This is a genomic window from Flammeovirga sp. SJP92 (genome assembly GCF_001583495.1).
Taxonomy (GTDB): domain Bacteria; phylum Bacteroidota; class Bacteroidia; order Cytophagales; family Flammeovirgaceae; genus Flammeovirga.
On sequence record NZ_LQAQ01000099.1, the window covers coordinates 247,216 to 269,045 of the forward strand.

General features: G+C 35.7%; 23 protein-coding genes. 13 read left to right on the forward strand and 10 right to left on the reverse strand.

What is annotated here, in order from left to right:
* Entirely contained in the window at nucleotides 1-513 is a 513-nt protein-coding gene (locus AVL50_RS26150) for a DUF2480 family protein (protein ID WP_062619971.1), read from the forward strand.
* 72 nt (nucleotides 514-585) lie between these two features.
* Here AVL50_RS26150 and AVL50_RS26155 read toward each other — a convergent pair whose 3' ends face one another.
* From AVL50_RS26155 to lpdA, 3 genes are all read right to left on the reverse strand, one after another.
* The gene (locus tag AVL50_RS26155; RefSeq protein WP_157491564.1) at nucleotides 586-2,040 is read right to left on the reverse strand and encodes a hypothetical protein; all 1,455 of its coding nucleotides are present in this window, start codon (nucleotides 2,038-2,040) and stop codon (nucleotides 586-588) included.
* Between the two features lie 89 nt (nucleotides 2,041-2,129).
* The gene (locus AVL50_RS26160) at nucleotides 2,130-2,573 is read right to left on the reverse strand and encodes a hypothetical protein (RefSeq protein ID WP_062619976.1); all 444 of its coding nucleotides are present in this window, start codon (nucleotides 2,571-2,573) and stop codon (nucleotides 2,130-2,132) included.
* A gap of 371 nt (nucleotides 2,574-2,944) precedes the next feature.
* A complete protein-coding gene (gene lpdA / locus AVL50_RS26165; protein ID WP_062619977.1) occupies nucleotides 2,945-4,351 on the reverse strand; it encodes a dihydrolipoyl dehydrogenase in 1,407 nt (468 codons plus the stop codon).
* Nucleotides 4,352-4,863: 512 nt separating this feature from the next.
* On the opposite strand from lpdA, the gene AVL50_RS26170 reads away from it, so the two are divergent.
* The 5 genes from AVL50_RS26170 to AVL50_RS26190 all read left to right on the forward strand — a co-directional run bounded on the left by AVL50_RS26170 (nucleotide 4,864) and on the right by AVL50_RS26190 (nucleotide 8,071).
* Nucleotides 4,864-5,142, forward strand: a complete 279-nt coding sequence (locus AVL50_RS26170; protein ID WP_157491566.1) for a hypothetical protein — start codon at nucleotides 4,864-4,866, stop codon at nucleotides 5,140-5,142.
* A gap of 159 nt (nucleotides 5,143-5,301) precedes the next feature.
* The gene (locus AVL50_RS26175; RefSeq protein WP_062620047.1) at nucleotides 5,302-5,931 is read left to right on the forward strand and encodes a deoxynucleoside kinase; all 630 of its coding nucleotides are present in this window, start codon (nucleotides 5,302-5,304) and stop codon (nucleotides 5,929-5,931) included.
* 43 nt (nucleotides 5,932-5,974) lie between these two features.
* Nucleotides 5,975-6,598 carry a deoxynucleoside kinase gene (locus tag AVL50_RS26180; protein WP_062619981.1) on the forward strand — a complete coding sequence of 208 codons (624 nt, stop codon included), beginning with the start codon at nucleotides 5,975-5,977 and terminating at the stop codon, nucleotides 6,596-6,598.
* Between the two features lie 110 nt (nucleotides 6,599-6,708).
* On the forward strand, nucleotides 6,709-7,323 hold the full coding sequence (locus tag AVL50_RS26185; protein WP_062619983.1) for a deoxynucleoside kinase: 615 nt from the start codon (nucleotides 6,709-6,711) through the stop codon (nucleotides 7,321-7,323).
* Nucleotides 7,324-7,432: 109 nt separating this feature from the next.
* Nucleotides 7,433-8,071: a LysE family translocator gene (locus AVL50_RS26190; protein WP_216639089.1), complete on the forward strand. Its 639-nt coding sequence runs from the start codon at nucleotides 7,433-7,435 to the stop codon at nucleotides 8,069-8,071.
* A 21-nt stretch (nucleotides 8,072-8,092) separates the two neighbouring features.
* On the opposite strand, the gene AVL50_RS26195 is transcribed toward AVL50_RS26190, so the two are convergent.
* On the reverse strand, nucleotides 8,093-8,845 hold the full coding sequence (locus AVL50_RS26195; protein ID WP_062619985.1) for an arylamine N-acetyltransferase: 753 nt from the start codon (nucleotides 8,843-8,845) through the stop codon (nucleotides 8,093-8,095).
* Nucleotides 8,846-9,318: 473 nt separating this feature from the next.
* Between AVL50_RS26195 and rpmH the strand changes: the two genes are divergently transcribed.
* The 3 genes from rpmH (at nucleotide 9,319) to rnpA (ending at nucleotide 10,220) form a co-directional block, all read left to right on the forward strand.
* Entirely contained in the window at nucleotides 9,319-9,477 is a 159-nt protein-coding gene (gene rpmH / locus AVL50_RS26200; protein ID WP_062619986.1) for a 50S ribosomal protein L34, read from the forward strand.
* Nucleotides 9,478-9,526: 49 nt separating this feature from the next.
* Nucleotides 9,527-9,649 carry a hypothetical protein gene (locus tag AVL50_RS33755; protein WP_255515979.1) on the forward strand — a complete coding sequence of 41 codons (123 nt, stop codon included), beginning with the start codon at nucleotides 9,527-9,529 and terminating at the stop codon, nucleotides 9,647-9,649.
* A 148-nt stretch (nucleotides 9,650-9,797) separates the two neighbouring features.
* Nucleotides 9,798-10,220: a ribonuclease P protein component gene (gene rnpA / locus AVL50_RS26205; protein WP_062619988.1), complete on the forward strand. Its 423-nt coding sequence runs from the start codon at nucleotides 9,798-9,800 to the stop codon at nucleotides 10,218-10,220.
* A gap of 79 nt (nucleotides 10,221-10,299) precedes the next feature.
* Here rnpA and AVL50_RS26210 read toward each other — a convergent pair whose 3' ends face one another.
* The 5 genes from AVL50_RS26210 to AVL50_RS26230 all read right to left on the reverse strand — a co-directional run bounded on the left by AVL50_RS26210 (nucleotide 10,300) and on the right by AVL50_RS26230 (nucleotide 16,309).
* Nucleotides 10,300-10,701, reverse strand: a complete 402-nt coding sequence (locus AVL50_RS26210) for a hypothetical protein (RefSeq protein ID WP_062619990.1) — start codon at nucleotides 10,699-10,701, stop codon at nucleotides 10,300-10,302.
* Between the two features lie 67 nt (nucleotides 10,702-10,768).
* A complete protein-coding gene (gene gntH, locus AVL50_RS26215; protein ID WP_062619992.1) occupies nucleotides 10,769-12,325 on the reverse strand; it encodes a guanitoxin biosynthesis MBL fold metallo-hydrolase GntH in 1,557 nt (518 codons plus the stop codon).
* Between the two features lie 206 nt (nucleotides 12,326-12,531).
* The gene (locus AVL50_RS26220) at nucleotides 12,532-13,077 is read right to left on the reverse strand and encodes a glycoside hydrolase family 73 protein (RefSeq protein ID WP_172826921.1); all 546 of its coding nucleotides are present in this window, start codon (nucleotides 13,075-13,077) and stop codon (nucleotides 12,532-12,534) included.
* 204 nt (nucleotides 13,078-13,281) lie between these two features.
* Complete coding sequence (locus AVL50_RS26225) at nucleotides 13,282-14,727, reverse strand: VWA domain-containing protein (RefSeq protein ID WP_172826922.1); 1,446 nt, start codon at nucleotides 14,725-14,727, stop codon at nucleotides 13,282-13,284.
* A 31-nt stretch (nucleotides 14,728-14,758) separates the two neighbouring features.
* The gene (locus AVL50_RS26230; RefSeq protein ID WP_062619998.1) at nucleotides 14,759-16,309 is read right to left on the reverse strand and encodes an AAA family ATPase; all 1,551 of its coding nucleotides are present in this window, start codon (nucleotides 16,307-16,309) and stop codon (nucleotides 14,759-14,761) included.
* A gap of 361 nt (nucleotides 16,310-16,670) precedes the next feature.
* Here AVL50_RS26230 and AVL50_RS26235 point away from each other — a divergent pair, with 361 nt between their 5' ends.
* From AVL50_RS26235 to AVL50_RS26250, 4 genes are read left to right on the forward strand one after another with little or no spacing between them, the layout of a single operon-like run.
* Nucleotides 16,671-17,261 (forward strand): hypothetical protein, encoded by a 591-nt coding sequence (locus AVL50_RS26235; RefSeq protein ID WP_062620000.1) that lies wholly within the window; start codon nucleotides 16,671-16,673, stop codon nucleotides 17,259-17,261.
* A gap of 31 nt (nucleotides 17,262-17,292) precedes the next feature.
* Nucleotides 17,293-17,808 (forward strand): hypothetical protein, encoded by a 516-nt coding sequence (locus AVL50_RS26240; protein WP_157491568.1) that lies wholly within the window; start codon nucleotides 17,293-17,295, stop codon nucleotides 17,806-17,808.
* 33 nt (nucleotides 17,809-17,841) lie between these two features.
* Nucleotides 17,842-18,657 (forward strand): metallophosphoesterase, encoded by an 816-nt coding sequence (locus AVL50_RS26245; protein ID WP_062620005.1) that lies wholly within the window; start codon nucleotides 17,842-17,844, stop codon nucleotides 18,655-18,657.
* 23 nt (nucleotides 18,658-18,680) lie between these two features.
* Nucleotides 18,681-19,169, forward strand: coding sequence for a hypothetical protein (locus AVL50_RS26250; RefSeq protein WP_062620007.1), 489 nt, complete (start codon nucleotides 18,681-18,683; stop codon nucleotides 19,167-19,169).
* A gap of 75 nt (nucleotides 19,170-19,244) precedes the next feature.
* Here AVL50_RS26250 and AVL50_RS26255 read toward each other — a convergent pair whose 3' ends face one another.
* Nucleotides 19,245-21,722, reverse strand: coding sequence for a DUF5916 domain-containing protein (locus AVL50_RS26255; protein WP_062620008.1), 2,478 nt, complete (start codon nucleotides 21,720-21,722; stop codon nucleotides 19,245-19,247).
* Nucleotides 21,723-21,830 lie beyond the last annotated feature (108 nt).

Below are 21,830 nucleotides of genomic sequence, written 5' to 3' on the forward strand. Positions count from 1 at the left end.
ATGGACGAAATAGTAAACAGAGTAGCACAGAGTGCATTGATTTCTGTTGACTTGGAAGATATCCGAGCAGAAGGCGAGCGTGTACTTATTGATATAAAAGAACAGCTTTTTCAGGGATTAATCTTACGTGAAAAAGATTTTAGAGCTTTCATAAAAGAGCATGATTGGTCACAGTACCAAGATAAACATGTAGCAGTCACTTGTTCAGAGGATGTAGTGATCCCCACTTGGGCTTACATGCTTTTAACCACAAGATTAGAAAAGTACGCTAAAACAATTGTATTTGGTGATTTATCTCGATTGGAGGAAAAATTATTCGAAAAGGCAATTTCAGAATTAGATACTGATCAATTTATTGATAAGCCAGTAGTGGTAAAAGGGTGCAGTAAAGAAGATGTACCTGTTACGGCTTATGTTGATATCACTGAAAAGCTTCGCCCAATTGCTAAAACAATAATGTATGGCGAGCCTTGCAGTACAGTACCGATTTATAAAAAGCCAAGAAAAAAATAAATCAAAAAGGAGTGAAAATGAATTCGTCAAATCCATTTTCACTCCTTTTTTATACCTTCATCTTCAAACGTATCAGATACGAAGCTGTAATTGAGCGACGAACAACCCAGCATGATGATCTACAACATTCTTTCCTAGATCATTGATCATATATACTGGACGTAATTGATAAGCGGCAGTCATTTTTACATTCTGACCAATAATAGCCCAGTTTACACCGCAGTCACTTTGGAAAGAAGTCTCATCTAAACCTTCAAGGTTTTTATAAGAAATGGCTACATAAGGCTGTAATTTTTTCTCTGAATTATAAATGGTTTTTGGTAAGGTATAGCCTAATTCCGTATGGAAGATATGACCTGTACCGTGCGAATATTGAGAGAAACCAGGACCTTGTGGTGATGAAGGAACATTAGGATCTGTACCAGCAAATCCACCCATCACATGTAAAGTTCTTAAGTAATCATTACCATATTGGTAGTTGTAATACACAGCATAACCTGTAAATCCACCGCCGCTGTTTCCAAGTGGAGTACTTAAAAATACATCAACAGCTAATTTCTTAATATCATTTTCTTGAATGTACATGTCTCCATTCACATCCTCTCTGTAAGTTCCCGTTCCACCAGGTTGATATTGGAAACCTGCACCAATATTGAATACTCTTTTCTGTCCGAAGTAATTCATTTGACTCGCTCCTGAAACAGATTGTGCTTCAATATCCCAGAATTGCCAGTATAAATATCCGTTGTAATTATAGTTGGTTTGTTTCAGTAAATAAGTCATGCCTTCAGTTGCTCCAGCATGTCCACTTTCAGCAAAATCCAACATTTCACCTTTTGACATTGGTCTTCCTCCAACAGTAGGATCACCTGCCACTGTAGAAATGATAGGTTGATTGACTGATACTTGGTAGCCCAATTTGCCTAACACATTACCTCTAGCAAAAACACCCATCTGTCTTACAATTGCATCTGTACGGTTTACTTCAGGATAGTTGAAGTAAGGATGATCAACAGTAAGGTAGTTGTTAGATCCAACTCTTGAAAGACGAGCTAAACCTTGCCAGAAGTGAATACCAGCACCGATATAATTCTTGTCTGCAATTTTAATCTGACCTTGGAAATCGTGTACATAAACGTTGTTGTTTATGTTGGAGTTGGTCGCGTTACTTGTTGCACCAATGTGAGCAAAAAGTAAATACTTATCTTCAATATTAGCATAAAACATCGTACGGATACGACGCATTGAGAAATCACTGAAATTAGAGATTGGCTCTCCTGACAACGCATTTGTAGTACCAGGATTTGTCTCACCTGCTCTCCACCATGCCTGAATACCAATTATTGTCTTGAAATAAGAGGTCTTTTCTTTGTTAAGGTCCAATCGTAATCCTCTTTTGAAAACATCCACAGATTTTTCATAGGGAGTTTTTTCAACGGCCGGAGCACTGTTTTCCTCTTGTTCTGATTGCGCAAATATTGATAATGAGACAAAAGTTAACAATAGCGTGGATAAAATTCTTTTCATTTTATAGATAGAGTTCATAAACATTCGTGCAAAGATATTCTACAGGCGAATGATAAAAAAGGTGAAGAATCTCTATCTATACTTTTATTCTAATGATTTCTATCATAAAAATTATTAATTTCCTCTTCAGCATGCGATAATTTATGCTTGAGGATCATATTGGTATGGTTGTCCACCCAACTTTCAAGAGCAATATCACTCTTTCTGTCACTGTTTGCGTAATGAGTATAGGAAAGGCCTAGTTTCTCAAATTCTTGATGAAAATGATCTTCGATTACTGCGAAATTTGTGAGAAGGTCACCACTTAGTTCCTTCACCTCTGCCAGTTCTTGTCTGATACTTTCATGGATCAGTTTCCTGACTTTCTGAATTTCTCTTTTTTCTTGTTCTATTTTTTGTTGTGAATAGGTGTTGTTATCCTCTGATAAGGAGTTCCAGTAAGCATCAAACGCTTCTTGAGCAAGATGATTTTGAGCATGTGTACTCAAATTAGCAAAAGAAGTAAGGATAATAGATAGTAATAGTGTTTTCATGATACAGTTTTAATTATGAAGGGTATGTCACTAAAATGTTTTTAGCCTTTAAAAAGTTCATGAACCTAAAGTAGGTTTTATGTAAGAAATAGCTTGAATATTCCTTTTTAACTTCAAGTAATTATTTATAAAAAACAATTAAGAATATGATTATGAGGATATTTTAATGCATTAATTATGAAATTGAAGTAGGAGGGGCTCATGAGAAGAATTTTTGGATATGTACCATCCTTTGTGAAGTGGTAGACTCTATGGATAAGTATTGAAATAGAAAAATATAAACTTTCTGCATTGATCAATAAAAAAGCCACCAAAAACTTTCGCTCTTGATGGCTTTTAGAAATTGACCTTTTACAAGATCAACCTATATCTTATAAGTGGATACACTCATCATACGCTAAGGCAGCAGCCTCCATTACCGCTTCTGATAATGTTGGGTGAGGGTGAACCGCAGTGATAATTTCGTGACCAGTTACTTCTAGTTTACGAGCTACAACCGCTTCAGCAATCATTTCAGTAACGTTTGAACCGATCATATGGCAACCTAACCACTCACCATATTTCGCATCAAAGATTACTTTAACGAAACCTTCTTTATGACCTGCCGCAGATGCTTTACCTGATGCAGAGAATGGGAATTTACCCACTTTGATTTCATAACCAGCTTCTTTTGCTTGCTCTTCAGTCATACCAACTGATGCTACTTCAGGAACTGTATAAGTACAACCTGGGATGTTACCGTAGTTCATTGGCTCTGGAGATAAACCTGCGATTTTCTCAACACAGATAATACCTTCGTGAGAAGCAACGTGTGCTAAAGCAGGTCCTTTCACGATATCACCAATTGCATATACAGAAGGGATGTTAGTTTGGTAGTAATCATTTACTAAAACTTTACCCTTGTCATGAGCAACACCAACTTCTTCTAAACCGATACCTTCAAGGTTAGTTTCTACACCAACAGCTGAAAGAACTACGTCACACTCGATAGTAGTTTCTTTACCTTTTTTGTTGTCAGTGATTTTAACTACACAACCATCTCCAGAAGTGTCCACAGTTTGAACAGCAGCGTTAGTCATTACGTTGATGCCTTGCTTTTTGAAGTTACGCTCTAATTCTTTAGAAACGTCAGCATCTTCGTTAGGTACGATACGAGGTAAGTATTCAACTACAGTTACTTCAGTACCGATTGAGTTATAGAAATAAGCAAACTCAACACCGATAGCACCAGAACCCATAACAACCATTTTCTTAGGTTGCTCAGGTAAAGTCATTGCTTGACGGTATCCGATTACTTTTTCGCCATCAATTTTGATATGAGGAAGTTCTTTCGCTCTACCACCAGTAGCAAGGATGATGCTCTCAGCGTCATAGACTGTAGAGTTACCATCAGCGTCAGTTACTTCAACTTGTTTAGGTCCCACTAATTTACCGAAACCTAAAAGTTTTTCAATTTTGTTTTTCTTGATCAAGAACTCAACACCTTTACTCATACCAGCGGCTACGCCACGGCTTCTTTGTACCATTGCTGAGAAATCAGCTTCAGCTTCACCTGCTACATTAATACCATAGTCTTTTGCATGGTTAATGTATTGGAATACCTGACCACTTTTCAAAAGGGCTTTTGTAGGGATACATCCCCAGTTCAAGCAGATACCGCCTACTTCTGCTTTCTCTACTACGGCTACTTTCTTACCTAGTTGAGAAGCGCGGATTGCTGCCACATATCCACCGGGTCCACTACCGATGACGATCAGGTCAAATTTTGTTGCTGACATAATTAAAATGTTATAATATAATTTTTCGTTTTCTGTTTGAGCGGCAATTTCGTAAAAATTCCCACACAAAAATAAAGGTTCAGCAATAAAATAAAAACGTATAAGGGTTTCACTTTGTATATTAAAGTGTATTCAGGTGAATTATTAAAGGAATTTTATTGTGTTTCTTTCAAAAATTAAGAGGGAATAGCAGGAGATACTAACAAAATGTCATTAATAGTTCTATAAAATGAAAGAATGAGAAAATTTTAAGAAGTAAGTATTAGGACAGATGTAATCCGGTAATTTTAGATAAAAAGATAGGATAAAGTATCCTATTACTTTTGTCTTGTTACTTAGAATCCTCCTAAAAAAATAAAACGGATCCCACTTGTATCTAAACAAAATAAAATCAATCAATTAATTACTGAGAAGTTTGCGTATTTTTGTTGACAGGCACCTGTCCAATATTGATTGATTTTTTTTGCCAAGGTGCTGAAAATGTGGTAAATTATCAATTAAAAGAGATAAGAATGAAAAGAGGAGCATTTTTTAAGTTATTGCAACACAGAACGTTTGATTTTACACCACGTTACTATGATGCAGAAAAAGAAGAAAGAGATGCCAGAATAAAGGCACTTTATGAAAAGTATGGAAAGAAAGAAGAAAAAAACGAGGAAAGTGCTGAAGGTGTAAGGAGAAGTATTTCTTTTTCTAGAGAAAGAAGCCGTCAGGCAGAAAGAAAACCTATCCTTATCAGAGCCGCTGTAATAGTGGGAATATTTGCTCTCTTATACGTTATATTTAAATAACATTATATTGATAATCAGCCGTTAATAATTGTTCGGTATGTTATTAACAGTCTTTCTCTACTTTTAGGTAAAGAAGCGATTATAAATACTATATATTTGCAGGACTTCGCTGATGAAAGTTGGCAAGTTAAACTTCAATTACTTCAGAAATCATTTTTCATGTATATTGCAATAGCCGGAAATATCGGATGTGGTAAAACCACTTTAACACGTTTATTATCAGAACGTTTTGGATGGAGAGCTTTGTATGAAAGTACAAGCAACAATCCTTATTTAGAGGATTTTTATGAGGATATGGAGAAATGGGCATTTCACTTGCAGACCTATTTCCTAAACCACAGATTTGAACAAGTTCAAGACGCTACTGTTGATAATCCGGTAATCCAAGATCGTAGTTTATATGAAGGAACGTACGTGTTTACTGAAAACTTACGTCGTTCTGGCATGATGCACCAACGCGATTTTGAAAACTATTCTGCTTTATCAAAACTATATGAAGCAAAAGCTACACCTCCACACTTATTAATTTATTTGAGAGCCGATCTTGAAAAATTAAAATCCAACATCGAGAAGAGAGGTAGAGATTATGAAAAAACTATTCCAGATGAGTACTTATTAAATTTGAATGAGTTGTACGAGGAATGGATTTCCAATTATGAAAAAGGTGGTTTATTAGTGGTAGATGTCAATGACGTAGACATTGTCAACAACCCTAATGATTTCGAAAGAATCGCTTCTGCTATTGAATCAGCAATGCGTATTCGTAAAAATGTAGGCTCTTTAGTCTAATCCTCTTTTGTTATTAATCTTAATCTGAAAATATTTTTATCGTATGTATATAGCGATAGCCGGAAACATCGGTAGTGGCAAAACAACTTTAACAAGTAAACTTGCAGAACACTTTGGTTGGGAGCCAAGATTTGAAAGTGCGGACGACAACCCTTACTTGGAAGATTTTTATGGTGATATGTCTAGATGGGCATTTCCATTACAAATCTACTTCTTAAACAGTCGTTTTCGTCAGGTGATGGAAGTATCAAAAACACATACGCCAATTATCCAAGACAGATCTATCTATGAAGACGCTCACATTTTTGCTCGTCAGTTAAATCAAGATGGACATCTTTCTGATCGTGATAACGAGGTCTTCCAAAATGTATTTTCATCTGTAGCGGACCATGCTCCTGCTCCAGATCTTTTGATCTACTTGAGAACAAGTGTACCACAATTGCTGGATCATATCAGAAAGCGTGGTAGAGAGTACGAACAAAGTATTTCGAGAGCTTATTTGACAGGTTTGAATGAATTCTATGAAGAGTGGATTTCAAACTATGACAAAGGCAAATTACTTGTCATTGAAATGGAAGATTTAGACTTTGTAGAAAATGAGGCGCACTTTGATCAGATTGTGGCCAACATCGATGCGGAGTTACAAGCGGCAAAAGCGCGCGTTTAATCTAAAGAGATAATAAATAAGAAGTGTTTGTTATTTCAGTAACAGACACTTTTTGTTTGTCCAAAAATCAATCAATTCTATTAAACTACCCCATTTAGGATCAAAAAAATATGCAATACGTAGCGATAGCAGGGAATATTGGGTCAGGGAAAACTACTCTAACAAAAATGCTTTCTGAACATTTTGGATGGAAAGCGGAGTTTGAGAGTACTGCAGATAATCCTTATCTAGAAGATTTTTATCAGGACATGAAGCGTTGGGCTTTTCATGCTCAGGTGAGATTTTTAGATAACAGTTTTCAGCAGATGTTGGATATTAATGCTTCAGGTAAGCCTATTATTCAGGATCGTTCTTTTGATGAAAACGCTCATATCTTTGCTAAAAATTTGCATGTGTCAGGACAAATGGACGACAGGGATTTTGAATCGTATTGGAAATTATTTTCCTCCCTATCCTCCCAGTTGCCAAAGCCTGATCTATTAATCTATTTAGATACTGACTTGGATCGCTTGAAAACTCAGATTCAGAAAAGAGGTAGAAGCTATGAACAAACTATTCCGGAAGAGTATTTGAGTAACCTCAATAAACTTTATAACGAATGGATTGATGCTTATGAAGGACCGCTTTTAAGAATCAAAATGTCAGAACACGATTTTGTAGAAGAGAATGCAGATTTCTACAGCATTGTGGATAAGATTGACAATATGTTGAGCGTAGAAAAGTAGATCTAGAAAATATTTTTGAAGAAGGCTTTGGTTTTAATTATAAAATCAAGGCCTTTTTTTATATTTAGTTAATCAATCAAACTTTCAGCTAACTAATAACATAACCAAAATGATGAATACAGGAATCGTGCACTTTGAGGCATTTATCATTACCGCATTTCTTTTTATAGCATCTCCAGGTATAGACACCATGTTTATTATCAATAAGTCACTCACGCAAGGTAAAATTGCAGGGGTGTTCTCTACTTTCGGAATTAACGTAGGTGTTTTTATTCATACATTCTTTGCTGCTGTAGGGCTCTCATGGGTCTTGGCGCAGTCTGCTATGGCTTTTATGATTGTAAAGTACTTGGGAGCAGCATATCTTATCTATTTAGGTATTAAAAGCATTCTAGCCAAAGGAGAGGAGGATGACAACGTGGCATTATCTAATGTTGAAATGAAGAGAAGAAAACATTTTACAAGCGGTATCATGACGACATTATTCAACCCTAAGGTTGCCCTGTTCTTTCTCTCATTTTTCCCTCAGTTTATCGCTCCTTCAGCAGTAGAAGACAAAATGCCTTTCCTGCTTTTGGGAGTTGTATATGCTGGAATTGCCATTTTGTGGTTCTTATTATTGACTTTTCTGGCCTCTACCTTTTCATCAAAAATTCAAGGAAATAGCACTGTCAAAAAATGGATGAATAAAGGTGCCGGTGTTGTTTTTATTTTGATGGGATTGAAGGTGGCATTTTCTAAGAAATAATATATGGTTCATGGGACTACGTTATTTAAAATATTGCATTAATACATCTTGAAAGGCTTCCTCGTTTTCCAATGTGCTTTTGCTTACTATCCCATTTTCCGTTTTTATCAATACATCACCAGAAATCGTTATTCTACCATTTTTCACAGGAATAGAAATTAATCGCTTTTGTGTAAAATGTGAATCAGGACTCGTCTGATGGTAGTGACACATCCCTTCAAACTCTTCCAATTGACGAGCTGTTTTTGTAAAAGAGTACTGAGGTGTTTTTGTGGTGCCTTCTATTTTATATAAAGTAAAACTTCCTTGATGGGTTTCCTCAAAAATGAAATCTCCAAACGGATCATTTACCTTTTCCTCAAGTGTAAGTTTTAGAGGATGTAAAGTGAAGTCACCAAATCCTACATCCACCAAATATTCACCTTGCGGGAGATTCACAATGATGGCCAAGTGATCGAACTCAGGACCGTATTCTTTTTTAGTGTTATTGTAGACGCAAGCTGAAATCATTTTAGCATTGAATCCGAGCTCTTTTAGGAGCAGGAAAAATAATCCGTTTAGCTCATAGCAGAAGCCACCTCTGCGTTGTTCTACAATTTTTGTGTATAAGTTTTCTTTATTCAGACTTAATTTTTTGTGGTTGTGAATATCTAAGTTTTCAAAAGGAACGTGAAAAAGATGGTGTTCTTGTAATTTCTTTAAAGTATCAACATTAGGGGAGGTTTCTTGTGAATAACTGATTCTATTGAGGTAATTCTGAATAAATTTTTTCATTTTCTGACTTTTGATGTGAATAAGATGTGTAAAATAGGTATTGAGTTTAAAATCTTAATAAAAAAAAAACTATTTCATATGTTGATAAGTGGTAGAATCCTGTAAATGAGACAGATTAATTGTGAATAATTTCTTCTTTCTGTGAATTAATAGAGAATAAAGAGGGAAAGATTAATAAAAACCGTATCTTTGCATGCGAATTTTACTGATGTATCCATTTTTACAAAGAATACTATACTAGTTATAGGGTTGATTTTTAAAGGTATATCATTGATAGTCATCGCATTTTTATAGTCTGAAAATTTGATTTTCAACGTCTTTCGAGGCACTATTTAAGTGTTAATGCTGTTAATACTTTTGAAATTTCGATGTAATTCATGGAAATATAGTGATAGTCAGCTAAATTCGGCTTGTAGTTTAGCAGAAGTATGCTTACTTTTGCAAGCCGAAAAATTCTAATCTTACATAGTACGATGAAAAGAACATTTCAACCTTCGAACCGCAAGAGAAGAAACAAGCATGGTTTCCGTCAACGTATGCTAACAGCAAACGGACGTAACGTTCTTGCAGCAAGAAGAAAAAAAGGAAGAAAGAGCCTTACAGTTTCTGACTCTAGAAAACACAAGGCGTAGATAGCACCCTAAAGTAGGGTGTGTTTCAGAACACTAAAAAATTAATGTGATGAAAACTCGTATCGCAAAAAAGATCTTGAAAAATCAAGACAAATTGAGTTACAACAAAGGCCAAGTTCAAAAAGCTGAGCGCCTTGTTGCTAAAAAACAAAAAGCTGCCGCTAACGCATAATTGACAACAAAGTCTTGCAGCTTTTATCTAAGCGTCTCTGCGGGGTGCTCAGATAGTACCCCGCGGAAGCCCGCACAAAGAAATAAAAGCTGAAGGTTCGGCGGCAGCAACTGCATCGAACCTTCACTTTTTTTTTATCCAAAATTTTATGAAGCCGTCATCAACACCAACTTTTGATAATGCCACTTTCCCCAAGTGTGAACATCTAAAAAGTAAAAGCAGCATTGACAAAATGTTTGCGAAAGGGAAATCTGTATTTGTGTTTCCTTGCAAGGTGTACTATACTTTATCAGAAGATGTAGAGCAGGCTTCAGTTCCCCCTCAAGTTTTATTTTCAGTCTCTAAGAGAGGCTTTAAAAATGCCACTGACCGCAACAGGATCAAAAGACAGCTAAGAGAGAGTTACCGCTTGAATAAAAGCATTCTTATGGCCGAAAACCCTAATGCGAGAGTGGAGAGTATTGCCTTTGTGTATGTTTCTAGAAAAAAGGAGCCGTATGCTTTTATTGAAAGAAAAATGAAAGCAGTCCTTTATCGATTAAAAGAACAGTACACAGAGAGTGAAGCATAAAAAAAGACTCGGAAATCTTCCAAGTCTTTTATAATACATCAGCTAAAAAACTAATTTTCTACTACCTAATATCTAATTATCAAAACTCATAATATTCATCTGCTACTACTCCTTCAGGATACTTTGTGATCTTTACACCAATTCCTTCAGGACTTGCATTAAGATTGAGAGTAATGCCGTTTTTGCAGTCAATAATATTTTGGTAAACATATCCTTCACTAAACAGGACATTGAAATAAGGAGTAAACATTTGATCTGACATTTGATGATATAAACCTTCAGCCAGTTCTAGTGCGAGGTATTCATAACTTTCTATATTTTCTAAAGCTCCAAAGTGATCATTGAAGATGACTGTATTTTCTTCTATGGAAACTTTTGTGTGTTCTTCAGTTCTCAAAGCCATGATAGCTTGTTCTTTTGTTTGAGCAAATAAAAGGGTATTGAAAAGGAATAAGGCGAAAGTAAAAACGATTTTTTTCATGGTATTGTATGGAGTGGCCAGCCTTTGCAGACTGACCTGATGGATTAATAAATTGATTCAAGAATTTTTATTCTACATTGTCGAGTTTGTAATCTCTCTTTTTGATGAAATTACCGTCTGCATCAAAATCAGTTCTTCTTCTCTTCATTGATGCCGGAATTTTTTCTGTAGGAACAAATATGGGTTTATCAGAAGGCCATATGTAGGTTAATTCAGGTTGATATCCTTCTGGATAATACTCTTCAGGTTGATACTGCATATCTCTGATATATTGATTCTGCATATCTTCTCTTTTCTTTCTTGGAACAGGCACAATCAAACCGCCATTTTCGGCAACAGCTGATCCTGCTTGAGGAGGAGTGGCGTTAGGATAGTCTGGCAATTGACCGTCTCTTACCCATATTTTATCTTTTGTGACGTTGACCACCACACCATCAAAACCAAAGTGGAAAGGTCCATTATAGTGCTCTCTTACTTCCGCTACCATTTCGTTGTTGGCATACAAATCATCAAAAGTGTGAGTAGCCATGGCTAATCTAGGATTGGCATCACTGTATAATTTACCAGCGGCATAAGCAGGATTGTGGTGTGTATCGATCGTATATCTTGTCAATACTGCAGGAACACCATAAACTTGAGACGAGATGGAAGCAACTTCAACTTGCATTTCAGTGATCAATACATCCGCATCTTTACCATATTTTGCCGTTAATTTGTTCGGTCTGCCATCACCTGAAAATACAACCGACATTCCTTTGAATTCCACTCTGTAAGCTGAAGCACCATCTTTACAGTGTGCTTGTTGCCAGTGAATGACCTTAATGCCGTCTTGGTCATACACAACACCTCCGTCATCTGTGAAATCAAACTCATTGACTTCAATTTCCCAGCCTCTACCAATAGGGAAGACATCAAAGGCATCTCTGTGCCATTCCGTCATCATTTTCATTCCTTCTACCATGTGTGCCGTGCCATATTTCGGTTCAGATCCTGAAGGTCCAGTGACTCTTAACGGTTCATTCCAACGGCCGTTCCAAGCACCAAACATATACACATAAGGCAATGCTCCGTAGTGGTCTACATGAAGGTGAGTTAAGAAAATATCATTGATTTCATTAAGTGCTAATCCGGCTCCTATAAAGTTGGCCACAGAACCTTCTCCAATATCGAAAACAAGATTTTTACCGTTTCCGAATTGCATTAAAATTGACGTATTGGCTTGTCCAGGTCGGATAAGTGGGGAAGATCCCATAAAGATGATTCTAATTTCATCTTCTAGTAAATCTTCTGTGTTGGGGTACCAATTGGCGGCCGATACCATATGATCCATAGGAGCGATACCTTCAAACATCAAACCTTCATTCCATCTTCCCAAAGGTACACCTGAAGTTAAAGTAGCTTTTAATTGTGTGGTATCTGTTTGGAAAATATCATTTTGATTTTTGAACTCATTGATATCTTCAGTAGCCACGGTTTCTTTATTGTTGACATAGCCAGCGGCTTTAGTTCCGGTTCCTTTGTAATCACCTTTATATTGATTTGGACCTTGGTCGTCTTGTGCATTGATAAATGGGATAAAGCTAATGCTTAAGATGACTAGTTGTAGCAAGATTTTATTTTTCATGATCGTAGTGTATGACAATAAATGATTGTTTAATATTTACTTTTAACCAAATGGTTGAATTTTATGTTTAATGACTGAATATTAGAAATGTAGCCTTTCCTAATCCGTGTCACTATTCTGATTTAAATGAGATAATTAACCAAACGGTTAAATTTTAAATAAGTTTCATATTAAACTAAATTTATCACTCTTTAACAACTTCAGATTTACATCTCGTCTAATTGATATAGCTGATATCTTTCTATTAAATCGATGATTTTTTGGCTGTATTGTGGGTCTGTAGCGTAGCCTGCTTCATGTAAACCAACGGCCCAACTTCTATAATTATTTGTGTTGATTTTAAACAAATGGAGGTACCAAGGTCTTGAAGTAATGAATTGGCCATAGTCCCAAAATGAATCTTTTACAGAAGGATAAGCACGGAAACACTCCTGATGTTCATCATCACTGTGTTGTACACGTTGACCTTGCCAATCGTCACCACATTTGATGCCGAAGTGATTATTGGATTTTTGTGAAAGTGTGCTGTTACCGAAAGAAGTTTCAAGCATGGCCTGTGCTAAGATAACACTGGCAGGGATCTTAAATTCTTTCATCGTTTGAACCGCTAAGTACCCGTAAGAGACTACATACTCTTGGTAAGTATACAGTTTGTTAGGTTGTTCGTTTAATAAATATTGCTGTTGATTTAGTTTTATATTTTTAGAGTATGAAGTAATTACAATCGAACATAAAGCTAATATCAAAAGCATCTTCTTAGATGCTGTCATAAAATTGTGGTGCAGTAATATAAGCAGGTGATTCATAGTTCACATGCTTCACTTAAAATGTTAATAAAAAAGTCTAGTGATAAGGGGGGATCACTAGACTACAAAAGTATTACAATTTTTAATATTATTTCTAAGTTGCCTTTTCAATCACTTGTGCTTTGTGTTAAATGATTGATGTAAAGCTCCTTATTTTTTACGTCTGAATTTTTTAATTTTCTTGGCAAATTCCAGTAAACTATCCTTTCTACTGGCTCTGTATTTCCATACCACATCAAAAGGTTTTAGTTCTGGAGCGTTTTCAGGGCCAAAAGTAACCGCAAAGAATCGACTGTCTTTCGACTGTGCTTTTCTTAGTTTATGCAATACAGGCGTTTCCAAAGGTGGAATTTTACCATCAGTGATCAGCATTAAATCTGCTTTTCTGTAATCATCTGATTGCATATACTCAATGGCTGATTGCAGAGCAGGGCCAGCATTTGTACCTGCACTAAATGACATGGATAGGAATTCAATTAGCGGTTCTAGACCATTGTGAAGATTGCTTAAGTCGATGGTTTTGATTTCATCTTCAGTGGCACCAAAAGAGAAAAGCAAACACTTCCTTTTGTTCTCAAGGGCCATTTTCATTACTGCAAAACATAGCGTTTTAGCAATCTGTTCAGGTTTACCAAGCATAGAGGCACTGGTATCAATGCACAAAATCATAGGTCCCATGACGTCTTCTTTTGTGCTAGCCTTCTGCGTTTCTTTGCTCTCGTCTTTTTGAGGTGGACGATCTTCTGCTTTCAGTTCAAAAGTCTGCAGTTTATGTTCCACAAACTTTTTATAGAAAAGCAGTTCAGTGTCTTCGTTACCGAGTAATGCGGCTTCTGCAGGAAGGATTTGAGAAAGGTCGTCACTTTCATGCACGCCAATCAGCGATTCTTTACCATGTGTAAAGGTTCTTCTAAAAGGTTTGATAGTGATTTCCTGTAATTGTTCTCTTTCTTCCTCCAATTCCGCACTTGCGTATCGTCCCAACAGATCTACCAATTCTTTGAGCATTTCCTCGTCTTCCAACAATCGGTCATAACGAGATAAAACCTCAAAGCCGGTATGTTGCCACTGTCCTTTGGCTTTTTCAAAACCAAGTCCAAGGTGGTCCATCAACTGACTGACCAAGTGTTGTGATTTATCAAACTTATTGGCGTTTTCGCTTAGCTTCTGACGGAGTTGATCTTGTCTTTTTTGTGTTTTACCACTCAAGATTTTACGCATCGTTTCCATCAGTTTGTTCATGACACCTTTGGAATTATGCCCTTTGTCTCCTTTTGCATTACCAGAACGCATACCAAAAGGTAAACTCAAACGTTTTTTCTGTCTTTCGATTTGAGGAACTTCTGAAGAACTTTCTGCAATTTCTTCTATATGCGTGACAATCTCTTTGATCACGTGCTCACGCAATGAAGTATGTCTTTGGATGGAATCTCTTAGACCGGGAGTGTCTAGAATATCATCAATGACATCTTTATAACCAAGGGCCATATCTGAGAAATTGGAATTCAAAATCTCAGGCGTATGACCCTTGGCAATTTCTGAAAGGTATGTAGCTAAAATCTCACGATCTTCAGATTCACCCAGGGAAGAAAACATTTTAAATTTTTCTATTTCTTCAAAGGATGTTCTAGCCTCCATAGCTTCGTTTTAATTTTTCGGTTTGTAGTTTGTAGTTCAAGACTAATTTCCATAAGTCATTCAAACTTTCGTCAATCAATGATCTCCAGTTTTCTGAAAGGAAAATATTCTTGCCTACACCTTCTTCTCTACTATGTCTTACCTCTTCAATTTCACGTGAAATCTTATCTAGGTATTTCAATAATAGATCCGCTTCTTTATTCAATTGAATTCTAACGTCTTCTGTAATCGACTTAGAAACTTTACCAATTCTATGTTCTTTTGAAGACTTCAATTTATACTTATGATAGTCGTGACCTAAACGTACTTCAATCTCAGTATCTGAGAATTTTCCGATAGTAAAACTTTCACTTCTACCTGTACTCGTATATAAATTGACTTCTGAAGAACCTCTGCCCATCATTGCAAAATCATCAGCAAGGATTCTATTGTTCATGCTTGAGAACCCTTCAATAATATGGTATTCCCCATCTACAACAGTAGGGGCTTCCATGTATAATTCTTTCTCTTCTTTCGTTTGATCTTCTACATCGCTTGTAAAAGTTTCTAATTGAGAGCGAACTGTCTCCATACTGTATTTTGCACTCCAACCGTATTTCTGTACGGCTCTTGTTACCCATTGTCTCACCATATCAATTTGATCCGGAGAGTGCCAGATACAATTGGCAATCAGGAAACAATCCGAAAGATCTACTCTTTCTCTACCATTCATAAAGGCAGAAGTACGGATCAAACGGACAATTTTATGCCATCTACGGTCAGAAACATAAATGTTTTTCTCGATTTCAGTACCTGTAGATTGATTAAATCTCTCGATGTATTTTCTAACTATAGAAATCACACTCAACACTTCCAAAGGTACTTTGACTGAATCAATCAACGGACTCCAGCTGTCGACTTCTGTTTCATCAAATTTCAATTCTTCTCTCACTACCGGATTGGTTAGTTTTGAAGAAGTGATCATATCAAAGAATTTCTGCTCATCAATGATTCTATCCACGTATACACGAACCAGAAAACGGTCCCATATCGCTTCCAGGCCTTCGCCTTTGGCAGGCAACTCATTCGATGCAGAAAGTAATGCGTGTACTTTTACCTCAATTTCCTGCTCACCATTTCTAAATACTTTCTCATTCAAAACAGTTAATAACGCATTTTGAATGGATGGACCCGCTTTCCAAATTTCATCTAAGAAAACGACTGAAGAGCCCGGAAGATAGTTATCTGTTAGACGTTCGTATTTATCTTCTTTACTTAATTTTGAAATGGAAATAGGACCAAATATTTCGTCAGGTGTACTGAACCTATTCATCAGATACTCAAAGGAATCACCTCCTTTGAAAGCATATTTCAAACGACGAGCAATCATACTTTTACCAACACCGGGAGGGCCTAGCATAAAAATACTTTCGCCGGCAATTGCACTCAACAAAGCGAGTGACAGAACATCTTCTTTTTCATGAAGATCTTCTCCCAATAAGGATAGTAATTTCTTAGAGCGCTTTCTTACATCAAAAGCTACTTTCGAGAGTTCGTCCATCTGTTATTCTATGAGATAAAATATAATCGATTCTGATAAAAACGACGTGCGTTATTTATGCGTGAGTATAAAAGGCCTCTCAATTTATAGTTTTTTTTCTATAAACAAGGGGACTTGTACTGTTTATGGTGAGAAATTTAGAAATTGCAAGGGTACTAGAATATGATAAAAGCTACTTTTTAAATGTTGTTTAATTAAAAATTGTTATAGAAAGTGCTTTGAATAAAAAAAATATAGCTTAAAATATAAATTCTGCAAACTAGAAAATCACAGTAGTTTCTTTTAGAGCAAAATTAAAATAATCATACTTCAAAAGTTAAACGAATGTGTTACTAGGAAAAGTAAACTCCAAATCAATGTTATGAATACGATTATTATTCTTTTTACCATCATAGGTATTTCTCTCTCATCAAGTCATCATTTTATCTTTAATGAAGCTTGTCCTACTAATAATACCGTATTTCATACGCTGAAGCGTGAAAAATTCACCTCAGAAGATATCATATCTAAACTGATAGAGGTGGGATTTGTCACAATTCAAAATGATAAAATTAGTTTTGAGTTGCCTTTTGATTTGCATGAGATGGATTGTGGTGCTCCAGATTGTTATACTACAACTATACGTTTTTCTATACCTAACCACAAACCATTTCAATTTCCTCAGCAAATCAATGTCAAGTTGGAAGAGGAAGGTTGTTTGGATACTTTAGAAAAAAGTGAAGGAACGTTTATTTTAAAGGAGCAAACTGATTTATTTGTCAATTATTATAGTAAAGACCTTCAAAGCAATCTAATTATCAAGGCAGGAGGAAAATTATATTACTATCCTCATAAAATGAAAAACTCTGTCTCTGTCCAACAACTACATGAATTATATGAAAACTCTTCTCTAGAACTAGAAGGTGAAGTGGTGCCTTATCAGATATCTAGGTTGGTTTTGGGCAATAATTAGATTAATAAAAAAATCAACTGTTATGTCATTTATGAATAAATATGAAGCGTATTCAGAATCTATCCGACTAATTCATAAATACTTTCCAGAGTCGAAAAGTACTTTTACAAAAGAACTAGGTATTGGTATTTATAACTTTATCACATCAATGAAGTTTTGTGACTTTAACTTAGATTTGTCATGTACGCATGGAGGTAGTGTTCAAGAGTTTGAATTGTCTGAAAAAGGTGGTTTCATAGGTGATAATGATAAAGTTTATCAACGTCTTCTTCTTCATAGTGGTTTTAAGCCTGAAGGTAGATGTGTGATTATTCCAGATGTTGTAAGTGAAAATGATTGGGAATCTTATTCTGTAATTCCAATTATTTGTGATAGTGATATGGTAGGTAGAAGATTATTAGAATTAGAGACGGATAGCAATTATGAAATTTTTGATGGGTCGAGTTTTGATACATTGTTTGTCTTTGAAAGTGGTGAAGCTATGGGGGTGGATCATGATAATAGATTTTTTTGGGCTAAATCTAAAAAAAGAAAGGTAATTGGATAAATCTATTCTGAAGAAACAAACTTTACTTTTTGAATGAAAATAACAATTGATCAAAATAATATTATAGAGTCCTATCCTTATTTAGAGGTTGGTTCAAGGATGACAGATCATAATACTCTTGAAGTTTTTCAAAGAGATTTACCGATAATTATTGGTGAATATGAGTGTAATGAAGCCAATATTGATTTATTAATTGTTGCATCGGATCTTCAGGGCATTGCTGTGGAGAATGGAGAATATTTTTTATTAGGTGAAAAACTTCCAGCTTTTTTAAAAACTTTATTTGAAATAGAGAATATTCAACGTGACAAAGTTGGAGTTGTTTTGTGCGGGGATTTATTCACTTCGCTAGCTAAAAGAGGTTCGAGTGGTGATGTAAGGAAAGTTTGGAATGCTTTTAATTATCACTTCAATTGGGTTGTAGGAGTTGCTGGTAATCATGATACTTTTGGGTCGAAGGAGGAAAAAGAACAGTTTAAGGCAAAGGAGGGTATACATTTATTGCATCAAAATACAGTAGAATTAGATGGATTGAAGTTTGGAGGGATAAGTGGAATAATTGGCCGTGCTGACAAAACAAACCGGGTAAGTGAATTTGATTTTCTGAAGAGTTTATCAAAATTATCTCAACAAAAATTAGACATGATTTTAATACATGAAACTCCAGATAATCCTCAATATCATGAGATTGGTAACAAAAAAATACGAGAACATATTTTAAAAATTGATTCAAATCGTTTTGTATGCGGACACTGTCATTGGGAAAAATCATTAGCCAACTTAGAAAACAAATCTCAAGTCCTTAATGTAGATTCAAAGGTAGTATTACTGAAAGTAATAAGTAGATAAAGTTTGATGATACCATTTAGAGAATGAATAATTCCGAAGCACTATATAATTATATCATTGATAATGATGATATACAAATTAAAGAGTTGAATAGGTTCCTTGAAGAAGGAGTAGATTTGTATTATGAGGAAGGATGTTTTCTATATGCAATGTTAGACCAACCGATTTTTATTAAGTATTTCCTAGATATGGGATTTGATGTTAATGTAATTTTTAATGGTGTTCCTTTAATTCATGAGTTAGTTTATGAGATGCACGACCCATATGGAGGAAATAATTATTATGATAATGCTCGAGAGTCACTCCTGATTATGGTTCAACAAGTTAGAACTGATATTTTAAATAAATTAAATCAAAAAGGCCAAACAGTACTTGATTTAGTTCATTCTAATGATTTTGAATTTCAGAACTTGATAATTGCTAAAGGAGGGATAGCAGTAAAAAACGGAAGGAAGATTAATTCAAAAAAACACCAGAAAAAATTATTGTTGTTTAAGAAAAGAAAGAAGTGATTTTTTTAGAAGAAAAAGCACCAAATTCATATGAACTTAGTGCTTCTTATCTATATATGTTAAGGGAAATAATTTCTAATTTCTACTGAATCCTTTCTTCACTTGTTGGTAGTCCAAGAAATACATTAATCGAACAGAAACAGTATTTACTTGAGCTTCTTTCCACATTTCGTTGATGTTTTCATTAAAACTGTAGTGAGAATTATGAGAAGAAGAACCTAGCTGATTTCTCCACATTGCTGTAAAGAAACTTCCTGGTAAGAATTCCCAACTGTACGATAATTCCATATTGAAGGTATTGAAGTTGGCATCGTGTTCTTTTTCCCCTTCTTCATTGATATCAGAATAATCTGAATCCATCAAATCTCCATCTTTTGTCAAATTAAAGAAATCACTATAAGCAACTTGTCTCCAATAATGTCTCAGTCTAAGTTTAACAAACATCTTAGGAGAGAAAGTGTATTGGGTCCAGAAGTTATTTTCTAAAGTAGTAACATTTCTATCGCCATAAATAACATTTTCTACTTCGTCATTTTCATCTTTTACAGTAGTGGCATATCCTTTTTCATTTTGCTTGTTGTTCCATGATATAGAATGGTTGATATCCCATTTGTCAGATGCTCTGAAGGTCTGACCGTATCTATAATAAGTATCAAATTGATTGAACTCTTGACGTTGCCAGTAACTTGTTCTAAAACTTACAGAGTATTTCTGTCTACCATCTGTGTTAATCGTCAAGCCACCCCAATTGGAAGGATATTCCTTAAAACGGTACCCGTCTTCCCTTGGGCCGAAATAATCATATGACAATCCAGGCTGTACAGAGAGATCATAATAAACACTCCATAAATTATTGAATTGCATCCAGCCGTCTGTCCACATTCTTCTTGAAATAAAAGTTCGCGGATTGTAGAGCCAGTTTTCTTTCATACCCACTTTCAGCCAGAAGCGTTGGTAGAAAGCTTTTGGTTCAAAGATGTTATAAGAAACATCAGCGTGTGTATTGATGGCATTGTTTGAGCCATTAAACCCTAAATCATTGGGGTTGTAAGTATCAGTTTCAATATTGGTAGAAGTCCAGAATCTCCATTTACCACTAACTTTACCACCACCTGCATCAATTCTATGACCCAACGTAGTCAACTTTTGATCCTCAGCAGAACCATTATCATCATAAGGATGATACTCTTGTGATAAACCACCAAAACCTCTGATTCTAAATGTATTTGTTCTGTCAAATAAGTTGAACTCACCTGAAGTCACATTGGAGTTTTTATAACCAGTACCCCTCATCACATTGGTATTCATGATACCGATTCTTGAGTTGTTTGGTAAACTTTGTTCTATTGAAATCATATTGAAGTTCGTGACAGGGTCAACTTTTACCTCTCTAGTGTCGCCAGAAAGAGTATCTTCAATAATCGCAAAACTTTCATTCGTAATAGAGTTCAGAACTCCAACTCCCAAGCCTTTTTCAGTAATACCTGTCAGTTTAATAGAGTTGACCAATGGAGCTTCAGTAGGTTTGTAAGCAAATTCTTCATGCTCTTCCAAGTGATCATCACTAACAGAGTGGTGACTTTGACCGATCCTCCTAGAATAAAATTGCCCGTATTTATTAAAAATATTTGTCCCTTGAGTAAAGAAATTTCTAAACTCACCAAATCGTACTTCAAAGGCAGATAAGTTAAGAACATCATTGTCGGCTTGTACCTGTGAGAAATCGGGAACCAAACTTACATCTAATGTAAAACTCTGTCCTAAACCTAATTTCAAATCAGCCCCACCAGAAAAAGTATTGGCAATTTTACTACTTCCTTGTTTCCCAATCATCACATTACTGATATAAGGAGAAAGCGTTAAACGAAGTGGAGGCTTTACATCATAAATACCTCTAAGTGTACCAAATTGATTTACATATCCTGATTTATTGGCATCTACAGGGTTCCAATATGAAGTCTCACCTTTACGAGAAATTCCTCTTGCGAAGTTTAATCCCCAAATCTGTTCTTTTGAATTAGGCATTCTTAACGCTCTGTAAGGAATAGCCATTTCTACAGCCCAACCTTCATCATTTATTTTTACGGCACTAGCCCAAACCTCATTCCAGTTGCCATCCCAACCTGATGTCCCTCTCTTTCTATCACTTTGAACTCCTGAAGCACTCACTACAAATTCAAATGCATCTTGCTGTGTATTGTAAGTATCAAAAGAAGCAACAAAAACATCGGCTCCATTTCCTCCAGAATCTCTCGCTCCCATATTCGTACGGATAGAGTCTGGTGCCGGGTCGTATAACTGTGCAGCTACATAAATTGCATAATCATCGTATGCAATCTGTACTCTTGTTTTAAATGCTGATGCTTGATTATTATGTGGACTATTTTGAGTGAAATAGCCTTCAGAAATATATTTGGCAGGGTCGCCGATATACAGGTTGTTATCAGCACTTGCAGTCAAGTTACTCATATGCAGTGGATCAGACCATATGCCGTCATCCAAAACTCCATCAATCTTTGGAGATTCACTTGCCGCCCATGCGTGTATATTCATTCGATGTAAAGTATGTTGTGCTTGTGATAAAGTCGAAATGAAAATACATATAAAGAGGTTAATGATAAGTCGGTTGGAAAAGGTTCTCACGTTAGTATTAGTGCTCTA